Consider the following 12,666-nt stretch of genomic DNA (forward strand, 5'->3'; position numbering starts at 1 on the left):
GGAAGCGAGTTCCGTCGGGCGCGTCACTATCAGCGTCTACGGTGGTCCGTGATGGGGGTGCGTGGACCGCGTTTCGGGACCCGTGAGTACCCACCGGATTCCGCAATCAGACGGACCGCGCGATAGCGATGCGGGCGGAGCGGTTCGAGGTACTCGACCATTCCGTCGTCGTCGAGCGGTCCGCCGAGCAGCGACCAGCCGACCACGTTCGCAAGGTGGTAGTCGCCCACGGACAGGGCGTCGGTGTCGCCGAATGCTCGCTGTGCGACCTCGGCCGCTGTCCACACCCCGATTCCCGGCAGCGTCCGCAGTTTCCGCTGGGCTTCGACCGGGGAGTCGTTGCACAGGCGCTCCAGACGGTCGGCGAGCTGCGCGCACCGCACGATCGTGCGGGCCCGGCCCGGGTCGACGTTCGCCTTGTGGAACTCCCACGATGGGATGCGACGCCACACCTGAGCGCTCGGCGGCACACACATACCGGTCGGCGCGGGGCCGGGGGCGGGGTCGCCGAAACGGGTGACGAGGCGGCGCCACGATGCGAACGCCGCGACGCCGTGCACCCGCTGCTCGAGTACAGCGGGCACGAGGGATTCGAGGACACGGCCGGTACGTGTGATCCGCAGCGCAGGGAATCGCCGGTGGGCCTCGACGAGCGCCGGATGCTCGGGTGCGAAATCGGAAGGGTCGTCGTGTGCGCCGAGCAATGCGGGGAGCCGGTCGTGCAATTCTGCCGAACCAGGCCCCCACAGTTGGGCGCGTGCTCCGTTCGGGCCGTCCTGGGTCAGCCGATACGTCACCGGCCCGGACTCCATCCGCGACACCCGCCATACGGCGGCACCGTCGATGCGGTGACACGGATCCCATGCGCCACGCTGGAGAGGCCGAAGCGTCGACACGAGGTCGACGGGCCGTGGCACTCTTATACGGGTGTCCATTTCGGATGTGGACGTGGGCACCGAATCACCGTACGCCCGTGAACGAACTCGGGTTTAGACGGTGTCGGATGGAAAGGCTATGGTCGCCGCATGATCATCGTGAGCACCGACGGATCCTGTTTGCGCAATCCCGGTGGCGCCATCGGGTGGGCGTGGGTCAATCACGAAGGCCCCAGCGCATCGGGTGGTGATCGCTCCGGTACCAATCAGATCGCGGAGCTGCGGGCGCTGCTCGAAGCGCTCCGCGCTCATCCCGGCCCCGACCCGTTGCTCATCGAATCCGATTCCCAGTACGCCATCAAGTGCGCGTCCGAGTGGCTGCCCGGCTGGAAGCGCAAGGGCTGGAAGACGGCAGCGGGTGCCCCGGTGAAGAATCTCGACCTGGTCCGCGACATCGACCGCGAGATCGCCGGGCGTGCGGGGCCCGTGCGCTTCCGCTGGGTGCGCGGACATGTCGGCAACCACTTCAACGAAGTCGCCGACAAGCTCGCCGGTGAGGCGGCACGCGAGGCCGCCGCCCGGCCGGGTCCGATCGAGGTCCCGAAGGTCGCGCCCGCAGCGGTCAAGCCCAAGAAGGCCGCGCCCGCCGCCGACGCCGAAATGACCCTGTTCTGAGACGGTGAACGGCACCGGTCATCAAGTAGACGGCTCAGTAGTAGACGGCGAGACGACCGTTCGGTCCGTCGACGCAGGTCACAGGTGTGTTGAACACCTGGGTGAGGGTCTCGTCGACCATGATTTCCTCGGCGGTCCCGAACTCCACGACTTTGCCGTCCTTCATCGCGCAGATCCGGTCGGCGTAGTGGCCGGCGAAGTTGATGTCGTGGAGCACGATGACGACTGTGCGCCCCAGCTCGACGGCCACCTTGTGAAGATGCTTCATCATCTGGACGGAGTGCTTCATGTCCAGGTTGTTCAGCGGTTCGTCCAGCAGGATGTAGTCGGTGTCCTGGCACAGCACCATCGCGACGTAGGCGCGCTGGCGCTGTCCACCGGAGAGCTGGTCCAGGTAGCGGTGCTCGAGGTCGGTGAGGTCGAAGAACTCGATGGCACTGCTGATGGCCTCCTCGTCCTTCGGAGTGAGACGGCCCTTCGAATGCGGGAAGCGCCCGAAGCCGACGAGCTGCCGCACCGTCAATCGGGTGACGAAGTGGTTCTCCTGGCGGAGGATGGAGACGATCTTCGCGAGGTCCTTCGACTTGGTGCTCGAGACGTCGTAGCCGGCGATCTCGATGGTCCCTGCGTCGGCGCCGAGTAACCGGCCCACGATCGTCAGCATCGTCGACTTGCCCGCGCCGTTCGGTCCGACGAGGGCCGTGATGCCGCCTGCAGGAATGGTCAGGTCGATCTCACCGATCGTGACCGTGCTGCTGTACTCCTTACGGAGTCCCTTGATCTCGATCACAATCTGCCCTTCCGGAGGATCACGTACAGGAAGGCCGTGCCACCGACGGCCTCGATGATGATGGACACGGCGCCCTCGGCGTAGAAGATGTTCTTCAACACGAAGTAGGCACCGCCGAGGATGACGAACCCGGTCAGGATCGCGACCGGGAACACGAAGCGGTGATCGTGCGTCGTCGCGAACTGGTAGGCCAGGGTCGCCACGAGGAATCCCAGGAATGTCAGCGGGCCGACGAGTGCAGTAGTGGTGGCCATGAGGACCGAAACCAAGAACAGGACGAACATGATCTCGCGGCGATGGTTGAGGCCGAGGTTCGTGGTCACGTCCTTGCCCAGCGCGATGATGTTGAGTCTGCGGGAACGCCACCACAGCGTTCCTGCCGCCGCGATGCACATCGGGATCGCGAGCGGTAGGTAGGACGCATCCGCATTGGACACCGACCCGAACAGTTTGGCGGTGAGGATGTCGAATTCACTGGGGGTCAGCATGCGCTGCATGAAGGTGGCGACGGAGCCGAGGCCGCCGCCCAGGACGATGCCGACGAGCAGCATCACCTGCATGTTCCCGTACTTGCCGGACAGTAGCCATCCGTAGAGCATCAGCGAGAAGCCGACCATCAGGACGACCATGAGGGCGAACTGCGGTACCCCCTGGAGCGCTGTCACGCCCACCGCACCAAGGAAGAAGACGGCGGCGGTCTGGAGTGCAACGTAGAGCGCCTCGAACCCCATGATCGAGGGCGTGATGATGCGGTTGTTCGTCGCGGACTGGAACGACACCGTCGCGACGGCCTGACACACGACGACGACCGCGATCACGATGAGGTTGGTCGCGCGCATCTGCGTGATCCGCCAGTACCCTGCCGTCCCGAATGGCACAGGATTGTTCCAGGTCACGATCCCCGCGGCGATCACGACCGAGAGAAGGGCGAGAACCCCCACGAGGAGCCAGTAGCGACGTACTTGGCGGGTTGTCGCGAATGCTCCGGAGCCTGCGTGCTCGGCCTTGACCGCGGTGGTGGAGATCGACTCGACGGCTGTGTCAGACATTGCGGCGGCTCCGGAGAATCAGGGCGATGAAAACCACCGAGCCCACGACACCCAGGATGAGCGACACGGGGATCTCGAACGGCATGATGATCGTCCGGCCTATGAGGTCGCAGATCGTCACGATGGCGATCCCTAGCAGACACACCCAGGGAAGGTTGCTGCGCAGGTCGTCGCCGCGGAACATCGAGACGATGTTGGGGACGATCAGCCCGAGGAACGGGAGGGCACCCACCACGACTGTCACCACTCCGGTGGCGATAGCGATGAGGCCGGTTCCCAAGAGAATGATGCGGTTGTAGTTCAGGCCGACGTTGGTGGCCACGTCCTCGCCGAGACCGGCGACGGTGAGCCGGTCGGCGACGATGAACACCACAACCGCGACGATCGCGACGATCCAGAGGACTTCGTACTGGCCCTTGATGATCGACGTGAAGCTTCCGGCGAACCAGATGCCCAGGCTCTGGAGTTTGTCGGTGGCGAGAGCGATGTATGTCGTGATGGAGCCGACGACGGCGCCGAGCATGATGCCGACGATAGGAACGATCAGCGATGACGACAGTTGCACCCGCCGAAGGAAAAGGAAGAAGATCATCGTTCCGACGAATGCAGCGACGATCGCGCTGATCATCCGGGGCATGAGGCCGGCGGTGGGAGCGACGATCAGGACGAGCAACAGACCCAGCCCCGCCCACTCGGTCGTGCCGGTGGTGGTCGGTTCGACGAATCGGTTCTGGGTGAGCAGCTGCATGACGAGGCCGGACATCGACATTGCCGCACCGGCCAGGACCAGGGCGATCGTGCGGGGAATGCGGGTGATGCTGAACATCTCCCAGCCGAAGTCGCCGCCGAAGATGTCGAACACCCCGGTGAACAGGGACGCGATCAGCAGAACGCCTACCCCGAGGAAACCCAGCAGGAGTTTCCAGTCGAAGAGCTTGTCGCGGGTCCGGACGGGTGGGGCTTGCGTGGTCATTTCAGATCTCTGCTCGTGAATCACGCCGGCCGTGGACTCGGCCCTCGGGCGAGTCCACGGCGGTCGACGCTGTGAGTGCAGTTATGCGCTGCGCTCCGTGTCGGGGTCAGTTGTTCGCTGCGCTCGGCGCAGCGTTCTGCTCGAGCAGATCCGCGAGCGAGTTGAAGAACTCCGTGTACGTCTGGATGCTCTCGTTGGTGTAGGTGTCGGCGGGCAGGTAGATGATGTTGCCCTCCTGGATCGCCGTCACGTTCTGCAGCGCCGGGGACCCTTCGATCACGCTAGCGGCAGGAACATAGTCGGCTTCTCCGCTGCTGGAGGTTGCGGCGTCGCGGTCCATGACGATGATCAGGCCCGGGTTGGATGCTGCGATGGCCTCGACGGAGATGTCGTCGCCCTGGTGGTTGTCGGTTCCCTCGGCAACTTCGAGTGCGGGGGTGAAGCCGAAGATGTCGAACATGGGGCCGATGGTGCGTCCGGTGCTCGGGGCGGCGTAGTTGATCTCTCCACCGGAGACGATGATGCCCATCACCGACTGATCAGGGGAGTACGCGGCCTCGACCCGGGCGATCGACTCGTCGAATGCGTCGACGAGTGTCTGTGCCTCGTCCTGCTTGGAGAAGATCTCGCCGAGGACGGTGACGCCGCGCCTGAGCTCGGAATCGAAGGGCTCCTCGTCGCGCGGGGCGACCTCGACGATGGTGGCGTCCGGTGCAAGATCCTGGAACTGCTCCCGGTACTGGCCGTACCGCCCGCCGTTGATGATCAGGTCCGGTTCGACGGCGACGACGGCTTCGAGGTTGGGCTCGCGGTGCGAACCCAGGTCGATGATGCTCTCGTCTTCCGTGTAGGAGATCGTGTTCGGCATCAGCGTGACTGCGCCTGCGGTGAGCGGAACACCCCACGTGTCGAGCGTCTCGAACGTGCTGTTGTCGGTGGCGACCACGGACTTCGGCGGCACGGTGACCGTCTGGGTACCGAAGTTGTCTTCGACCGTGACTGTGGTGGCGGTGTCGTCGGTGGCCTCGGTGGCCGGGTCGCTCGAACATGCCGTCAGGGCCAGAGCTGCCAACGTGCCGAGCACGGCACCTCGGTACAGGCGGGATGCGATCATCGATTTTCCTTGCTGCTCGTTTGCAAAGGGTTAGGCAACCCCTTTAGGGCACCTTATAAAACGGTTAGCATAACCTAACCCTGAAGTTTCGCTAGCTTTGCTTCGGATTCGGTCTTGACCAGGTGTTCCATCGGCAGCGCGTAAGTCACTGGACGTATGATGCGCCCTGCAATCCCGGGGTCTTTGTGACGAGTTCGCGCTTGAGGATCTTGCCCGTCGCGGTCATCGGCAGCACCGTGGTGAACTCGATCGAACGCGGGTACTTGTATCCCGCCATCTGCTCCCGACACCACGCGATGAGTTCGGCCTCCTCGACATACTCGCCCGGTTCGAGGATGACGAACGCCTTGATCTCCTCGCCGTGGGTCTGATGAGGTACGCCGATCACCGCCGCGAGCGAGACCGCGTGGTGGGTGATCAGTACTTCTTCGATCTCTCGCGGGTAGACGTTGAAGCCGCCGCGCACGATCAGGTCCTTTGCACGGTCGACGATGTAATAGAAGCCGTCGGCGTCCCGTCGGGCGAGGTCTCCCGTGCGCAGCCATCCGTCGCGCATTGCCTCCGCGGTCGCTTCGGGGCGGCCGAGATAGCCGGACATGACGTTGTGTCCGCGCAGTGCGATCTCGCCGACAACGTCGAGGTCTGTCACCGTGTTCCAATCCGCGTCGACGAGACGTGCCTCGATACCCCACACCGGGACACCGATCGACCCGGGACGGGGCTCGCGCTCCGGGTCGCTGAACAGTGCGAGTGGTGAGGTCTCGGACAGTCCGTAACCTTCGAGGATCCGAACACCGAACCGCTCGGAGAATCGGGTGAGGATTTCGACGGGCAACGCCGCCCCACCCGAGATTGCGCGGCGCATCGTCGTGGCGATCCGGTCGACGTCCACACTCTCGTCCAGTGCACTGAGCAGACCCCAGTACATCGTCGGCACGCCGGCGAAGACAGTGATGCCCTCGTCCGTCATCAGCGCCAGGGCGGCGCGTGCCTCGAATCGTGGCAGCAGGACCAGGGTGCCGCCCACCGACAGTCCCGCGTTCATCGTCACGGTCTGACCGAAGGAGTGGAAGAGGGGCAGCGTCACGAGATAGGTGTCGTGGCGGATCGGGTTGCTGTCGAACAGTCGGTTCGCGGTGACCGCATTCATCACCATGTTGGAGTGGGAGAGCTGCGCACCTTTGGGTTTTCCGGTGGTGCCGCTCGTGTAGAGGATGACTGCGGTGTCCTGCGGTGCGCGTACCACCGTCGAGAACACGTCCGAAGCTCCCACCAGTGCAGCTTCGAGACTCGGTATGTCGGTGGTGCCGGTTCCGGGTTCGCCGCCCGCGACGAACATGTCGCTGCACTGCGATGCCGATCCGAACCCTGCCCGACCGAACTCACCGATCGGCAGGTCGGGTCCGCCCTCGAAACAGAAGTACGCCTTTGCTCCGGAATCTTCGAGATGGTAGGCGATCTCGCGACCCTTGAGCATGATGTTCAACGGCACCACGACCGCACCGGCCTTGAGGATGCCGTAGTAGACGATCGGGAATTCCGGCATGTTGGGGAACGACATGGCGACGGTGTCGCCGGGTTCGATGCCGCGCTCGACCAGCAGGTTGGCGACCCGGTTCGAGCGGGAGTCCAGTTCGGCATAGCTGATTCGAGTGTCGCCGAGCACCAGCGCGTCACGAGTCGGATATCTGCGGGCGGAATCTTCCAGGACAACGGACAGGTTGAGCATCGTGTGATCTCTCTCAGGCGGTGGTTCGCGAAGCGGATTCGATCAATTCATGCAGGAACTCGTCGGCCTTCGGCCAGTCGCCGAATCCCGCCGCGGGGTTGAGGTGTCCGACCTCGCCGAGATCCACGAACCGGCTACCCCACATTTCGGCGATGCCCGCGACCCGGCGTTGTTCTGCGAGCGGGTCGTTGCTGCTCGCCGCGACGATGCTGCGGAAGGGAAGACGGCGACGGGGGATCGGTAGCCAGCCTCCCTGTGTGAGATCATCCATCGTGGGATATCCCTCGGGCAGCGGACGTTCCAGGTCGGCCGGTGTCGCGAGCAGTGCGCCGAGGATCGGCCTGGTCGATTGCTGGGCCCAGTGCGCGGTGATCAGGACACCGGCGCTGTGTGCCACGAGCACCACAGGTCCGTCGACTTCGGCCACGACCGTGTCGAGAGCGGCGACTCGGGCAGTGAGGCTCAGTTTGTCGCGCTCGAGGGGTGGCACCGTGCGCACCCGGTCGAGGCGATCGGCGAGCAGGGTCTGCCAGTGGTCGGCGACGTGGTCGCGTAGACCGGGGACGATGACCACGGTCGGTTCGGTATTGTTGTACATTGATCACCCAAATCTGTTGTTCCACAGCATTTGTCGACGAGACCGGGCCCGTCGATCACGGCGGGCCCGGTCGCGGTGGTAGGTCAGGCGTGCTGGGTGAAGCCGACCTGTCCGGGACGACGATTCGGTGCGTAGCCGAGCTTGGCGAGGGTTTCGTCGGCGTCGCGGTAGGTTTCGCCGATCTTGTAGATGTCGCGGGCTTCCTTACCGGTCGCGACCTCGCGGCCGAGTTCGCCGGCGATACGGACCAGCTGCTGGATCTGTTGGACCGACGTCATCTTCTCGCCCTTGCGACCCCAGATGGTGTCTTCGTTGCCGCAACGGTTGTGCAGGCCCATCGCCGTGGCCATGGTGTTGACCGGAAGGACCGAGCGCATCAGGGTCTCGAGGGTCAGGCACGCACCGTCGGGAACACGCTGGATGAAGTTCATGATGTTGTAGGGGTTCGGGCCGTCGAAGCCGCCCCCGATACCCACCCAGGTCAGGTTGAGAGGTCCGGTATAGACCCCGCGACGGATGAGACGTTCGACGGTCTCGAGCTGCGGGATGGACGAGAGCTGGAAGTGCGGCTGGATTCCGGCGGCCTGAAGGCGGCGTAGGTGCTCCTCCACCCACTCCGGTCCGGCAGGAACGGTCATCTCTCGGTACGTGGCCGCAAGTTCCGGACGTTCCATCGAGGTGCCGGCGATGTCGTCGGCGGTCATCAGCTCCATGATGTTCATCTGGCTGGTGTTGATCGCGATGGTCACCTGATCCGGTTTCGGATCGAGCTCGGCAAGCATGTGCCGCACGTCGTCCGAGAGCCATTTCGCATCTGCGCCTTCGCCTTCCGGGGCAAACGAGATGGACCCGCCCACCTGCAGGATCATGTCAGGCACGGCCTCGCGCAGTCCGGCGAGGAGTTCGTTGAATTTCGACAGGCGCTTGGAGCCCTTGCCGTCGAGTTCCCGGACGTGGATGTGCAGCACGGTTGCGCCGGCTTCGTAGCAGTCCACTGCCTTCTGGATGTGTTCTTCCATCGTCAGCGGCAGGTCTTCGCGGAAATCGTCCGGTTCCCATTCGGGGCCGTACGGCGCGCAGGTGATGACCAGTTTTTCCTGGCATTCGGGGAAGAGAGCGTCGTCGTGGAAATGCATGGAAGCCTCCTGTGGATCGAGTGGGGAAGTCTTGGGCTGAAAGAGGATCGGTGTGATCAGTAGGGCCGGTCGCCGATGATTCCGGCGCGTTCCATCTTGCGGACGGCGGGCCAGTAGTCCTGGACCGCGTAGTGCTGCGTGCACCTGTTGTCCCAGATCGCGACGCTGTTCGGTGTCCACCTCCAACGCACCTGATATTCGGGGATCGTCGCCTGGCTCTGCAGGTAGCGGAGCAACTCGCCGGCCCCGGGGGTGTAGTCGACTCCGCATCGGACATTGTCTGCGGTGTGGAAATTCGTGAAATGTGTCGTGAAGCTGTTGACGAAGAGGATCTTCTCGCCCGTTTCCGGATGAATGCGGACGACGGGGTGCTCCGCGTCGGGGTAGCGCTCCTTCAGCTCGAGGCGCTTCTCGATCGGGAGTCGCGCACCGAACGACGCTTCGATGCTGTGTCGTGCACGCAGCCCGACGATCTGTTCTTTCACACGCTCGGGTAGTCGCTCGTAGGCGAGCGCCATGTTCACCCAGATCGTGTCGCCGCCCACAGCGGGACCTTCGACGCATCGCAGGACGGACCCCATCGGTGGGATCTCTCGCCAGGTGGCGTCGCAGTGATAGGAGTTCTCGAATGCTTCGGGCGGACTGTCGAGGTCCTTGTAGATGCGGACCAGGCCGGGATGTTCCGGATCGCTGCCGAGTACCGGATGATCCTCGAGCCTGCCGAAGCGCTCCGCGAGCGTGACGTGCTCGGCCCGGCTCATGTGCTGATCGCGGAAGTACAGCACCTTGTGTTCGAGCAGAAGTGCTTTCAGTTCGGTGAAAAGCCGGTCGTCGCGAGAGACCTCGGCCAGGTCCACGTCGTGAAGTTCTGCACCGATGCTCGCGGTCGACGGCCGTGCGTCCATCGGACTCCGAGAGCGCGAATCGGTGCGGGGGTCCGCACGGTCGACAGTGGTGGTCATGACGGTTGTCCTCCTGTCCATGACGAGGGGTGGATGACGATGGGTCGATGTGGGTCAGACCGAGAACACCGAAGAACCGACGCTGATGCCTGATTCCAGGTCACGGTGGGCGAGTTCGGCTTCGTCGAGCTTGTACCGCTGGTTGATGTCGATCTCGATGCGTCCGGCTGCGACGTGCGCGAACAGCTCGCCGGCCAGTTCGGCGCGCTCGGCGGGGTCGGCGATGTAGTCGGCGAGCGCAGGGCGGGTGACGAACAGTGAGCCCTTGACGGCGAGCTCCATGGCATCGATCGGCGGGATCGGGCCGGAAGCAGTACCGAACGCCACCAGCAGGCCGCGGTGTGCGAGTGAGTCGATCGACGACTGAAAGGTCGACTCGCCGATGCTGTCGAACACCACCGGCACGCCCTTGCCGTCGGTGAGCTCACGGACTCGCTCGGCGACGTTCTCTCGCGTGTAGACGATGACCTCGCTGCAGCCGTGGGCTCGCGCAGCCTCGGCCTTCGCGTCACTGGATACGGTGCCGATGACGTTGATCCCCAAGTGCTTTGCCCACTGGCAGAAGATCAGTCCGACGCCGCCGGCTGCGGCGTGGAGGAGCACGGTGTCCCCGGCTGCCAGGGGGTGGATGCGACGCAGGAGATACGACGTCGTCAGGCCACGCATGGTCATTGCGGCCGCAGTGTCGAACGGGATCTCGTCCGGCAGAGCGATCAAGTGCTCGGCCGGCATCACGCGTTCGGTGCTGTACGCGCCGAGCGGGCTGCCCGTATAGGTGACACGGTCGCCTTCTCGGAAATCTGTGACACCCGAGCCGACCGCCTCGATGACACCGGCGGCTTCGACGCCCATTCCTGCGGGGAGCGGTGCCGGGTACATCCCGGTGCGGAAGTAGGTGTCGGCGAAGTTGAGGCCCACGGCTTCGTGCCGGATCCGGACTTCGCCGGGGCCCGGTTCGCCTACCTCCACGGACTCCCACCTCAGAACCGCGGGGCCGCCGGTTTCGTGGAAGCGGATCGCCTGTGCCATGTGTTCTCTCCTCTGATGTCGCTGCGTCCGGTGTCACCGCGTCGTAGGTATTCCTGCACCTCGGAAGGGTTATGTGACGCTGATAACACAACGGTAGTCAGGAGGGATGGTTCATACTTACCTGCAGGGGACATATTTGTTGCCCGTTCGGGACAGGGAACGCGGCGGCAACGAAGGAAGGATCCGACGATGACGCTGGCGAAGCCCCTGGCGCGCTACGCGTCGCTGACCGGCTACATCGAACTGGGGCGTTCGCTGTCGGTCGACCCGGTCCAGTTGATGCGCAGCGTAGATCTCGATCCGGCGGGGCTCGAACTTCAGGATCGCTGGATGCCGGCCGCGTCGATCGCGCGACTGCTCGAACTCTCGGCTGCGGCGACCGGCCGGCAAGATTTCGGGCTCAGGCTTGCCGAACGGCGACGGCTGTCCACTCTCGGCCCCCTGAGTATGGGTATTCGCGAGGAGCCGGATGCCCGGAGTGCGTTGCGGATGCTGATCCGCTATCAGCACACCTACAATGAGGCGTTGTTCATCGAGATCATCGAACGTGGCGGGCTGGCGACCGTCGTTCTCCGGGTCGAGACCGGCGAGCCGATGCCCGTCCGTCAGTCGGTGGAGCTCGCCCTCGCTGTGATCTACCAGCTACTGCAGCACCTGCTCGGAGATCGATGGCGCCCCGTATCGGTGTCCTTCGAGCACGAGCGCCCCGATGATGACAGTACCCACCGTCGCATCTTCGATGCGCCCCTCACCTTCGGCGGTGACTACTCCGGGATCGTCATGTATGCGAATGACCTGGACCAGCCGAATCGCCTGTCCGATCCGTTGCTTCGCGGCTATGTACGACAAGCCTTCGACGAATTCGCAGCTCCGGAGGCTCCCACCCTCGAGCAGCGGGTACGTGAGCTCGTCGAGCTGCTACTTCCGACCGGACGATGCTCCGTCGAGCAGGTCGCTCAGAGTCTCGGTGTGGATCGCCGCACTGTCCACCGGCACCTGGCCAAATCGGGACAGACCTTCTCCGGGGTCGTCGACGCCACTCGTGCCGAACTTGCCCGGCGGTTGGTGGCGAGCCGACGGCACACCTTCACAGAGATCTCCGAGATGCTGTCGTTCTCGGCACCGAGTAGCTTTTCCCGTTGGTTCAGTCGGCAGTTCGGTATGAGCCCTCGTGAGTGGCGCAGGCGCTCCGGCGAATAGCTGTCCCGAAATGTGAAGAAATACGTCCCGACGGGGTAATCAATCTCGATCGACGGGGTTTAAAGTGATGTACACCACGTTCTCCGTGGAATGGCGTTCACGCCACATCATACTTCGACCCTTGCGTGAAACGAGTGCCGTGTGACCACGAAACCCGATTCGATTCCCACCCCGACCCTGGATGCCATGCGCCGGGACGGCAATTGGAATCCTTTGTGGGACAAATTGTCCGACTGGGATCCGGAGTGGACCGAGCAGTTCATGGCGATGAATGCCACCCCGATCGAGCGGGGCATCTTCACGCCGGAGTTCGTCGAACTCCTCAGCATCGCGATCGACGCTGCCGCTACCCACATGTACGCCCCCGGCGTACGGCGGCACATCCGTGCTGCGCTCGATCTCGGAGTCTCTCGCGACGAGATTCTCACCGTTCTGCAGATGGTCAGCGTCCTCGGAATCCATGCCTGCAATCTCGGCGTTCCGATCCTCGAGGAGGAACTCGACGCACATCAGGCGCGTCACGCAGCGTCCTGACG

The 12,666-nt window shown here is 64.0% G+C and carries 13 protein-coding genes; 3 read left to right on the top strand and 10 right to left on the bottom strand.

What is annotated here, in order from left to right:
* Positions 1-29 precede the first annotated feature (29 nt).
* Complete coding sequence (locus tag ACZ46K_RS07410) at positions 30-935, bottom strand: DNA-3-methyladenine glycosylase family protein (protein ID WP_464749257.1); 906 nt, start codon at positions 933-935, stop codon at positions 30-32.
* 90 nt (positions 936-1,025) lie between these two features.
* Between ACZ46K_RS07410 and ACZ46K_RS07415 the strand changes: the two genes are divergently transcribed.
* Complete coding sequence (locus ACZ46K_RS07415) at positions 1,026-1,550, top strand: ribonuclease H family protein (RefSeq protein ID WP_464747433.1); 525 nt, start codon at positions 1,026-1,028, stop codon at positions 1,548-1,550.
* A 34-nt stretch (positions 1,551-1,584) separates the two neighbouring features.
* Here ACZ46K_RS07415 and ACZ46K_RS07420 read toward each other — a convergent pair whose 3' ends face one another.
* The 9 genes from ACZ46K_RS07420 to ACZ46K_RS07460 form a co-directional block, all read right to left on the bottom strand.
* Complete coding sequence (locus ACZ46K_RS07420) at positions 1,585-2,340, bottom strand: iron ABC transporter ATP-binding protein (protein WP_054804843.1); 756 nt, start codon at positions 2,338-2,340, stop codon at positions 1,585-1,587.
* On the bottom strand, positions 2,337-3,389 hold the full coding sequence (locus tag ACZ46K_RS07425; RefSeq protein ID WP_464747435.1) for an iron chelate uptake ABC transporter family permease subunit: 1,053 nt from the start codon (positions 3,387-3,389) through the stop codon (positions 2,337-2,339). The genes ACZ46K_RS07420 and ACZ46K_RS07425 overlap by 4 nt, the downstream gene beginning before the upstream one ends.
* Positions 3,382-4,362 carry an ABC transporter permease gene (locus ACZ46K_RS07430; RefSeq protein ID WP_464747437.1) on the bottom strand — a complete coding sequence of 327 codons (981 nt, stop codon included), beginning with the start codon at positions 4,360-4,362 and terminating at the stop codon, positions 3,382-3,384. The genes ACZ46K_RS07425 and ACZ46K_RS07430 overlap by 8 nt, the downstream gene beginning before the upstream one ends.
* A gap of 106 nt (positions 4,363-4,468) precedes the next feature.
* Positions 4,469-5,476 carry a siderophore ABC transporter substrate-binding protein gene (locus ACZ46K_RS07435; protein WP_464747439.1) on the bottom strand — a complete coding sequence of 336 codons (1,008 nt, stop codon included), beginning with the start codon at positions 5,474-5,476 and terminating at the stop codon, positions 4,469-4,471.
* A gap of 145 nt (positions 5,477-5,621) precedes the next feature.
* Positions 5,622-7,205, bottom strand: coding sequence for a long-chain-fatty-acid--CoA ligase (locus ACZ46K_RS07440; RefSeq protein WP_054809505.1), 1,584 nt, complete (start codon positions 7,203-7,205; stop codon positions 5,622-5,624).
* Positions 7,206-7,218: 13 nt separating this feature from the next.
* A complete protein-coding gene (locus ACZ46K_RS07445) occupies positions 7,219-7,803 on the bottom strand; it encodes an RBBP9/YdeN family alpha/beta hydrolase (RefSeq protein ID WP_054804844.1) in 585 nt (194 codons plus the stop codon).
* Positions 7,804-7,886: 83 nt separating this feature from the next.
* The gene (locus tag ACZ46K_RS07450; protein ID WP_054804845.1) at positions 7,887-8,939 is read right to left on the bottom strand and encodes a beta-keto acid cleavage family enzyme; all 1,053 of its coding nucleotides are present in this window, start codon (positions 8,937-8,939) and stop codon (positions 7,887-7,889) included.
* 56 nt (positions 8,940-8,995) lie between these two features.
* Positions 8,996-9,844, bottom strand: a complete 849-nt coding sequence (locus ACZ46K_RS07455; protein ID WP_054804860.1) for a TauD/TfdA family dioxygenase — start codon at positions 9,842-9,844, stop codon at positions 8,996-8,998.
* A 111-nt stretch (positions 9,845-9,955) separates the two neighbouring features.
* Positions 9,956-10,930 carry a quinone oxidoreductase family protein gene (locus ACZ46K_RS07460; protein ID WP_054809506.1) on the bottom strand — a complete coding sequence of 325 codons (975 nt, stop codon included), beginning with the start codon at positions 10,928-10,930 and terminating at the stop codon, positions 9,956-9,958.
* Between the two features lie 189 nt (positions 10,931-11,119).
* Between ACZ46K_RS07460 and ACZ46K_RS07465 the strand changes: the two genes are divergently transcribed.
* The gene (locus tag ACZ46K_RS07465) at positions 11,120-12,130 is read left to right on the top strand and encodes an AraC family transcriptional regulator (RefSeq protein ID WP_464747442.1); all 1,011 of its coding nucleotides are present in this window, start codon (positions 11,120-11,122) and stop codon (positions 12,128-12,130) included.
* 186 nt (positions 12,131-12,316) lie between these two features.
* Positions 12,317-12,664 carry a carboxymuconolactone decarboxylase family protein gene (locus ACZ46K_RS07470; RefSeq protein WP_054804861.1) on the top strand — a complete coding sequence of 116 codons (348 nt, stop codon included), beginning with the start codon at positions 12,317-12,319 and terminating at the stop codon, positions 12,662-12,664.
* Positions 12,665-12,666 lie beyond the last annotated feature (2 nt).

The organism is Rhodococcus sp. JCM 9793, assembly GCF_055380405.1.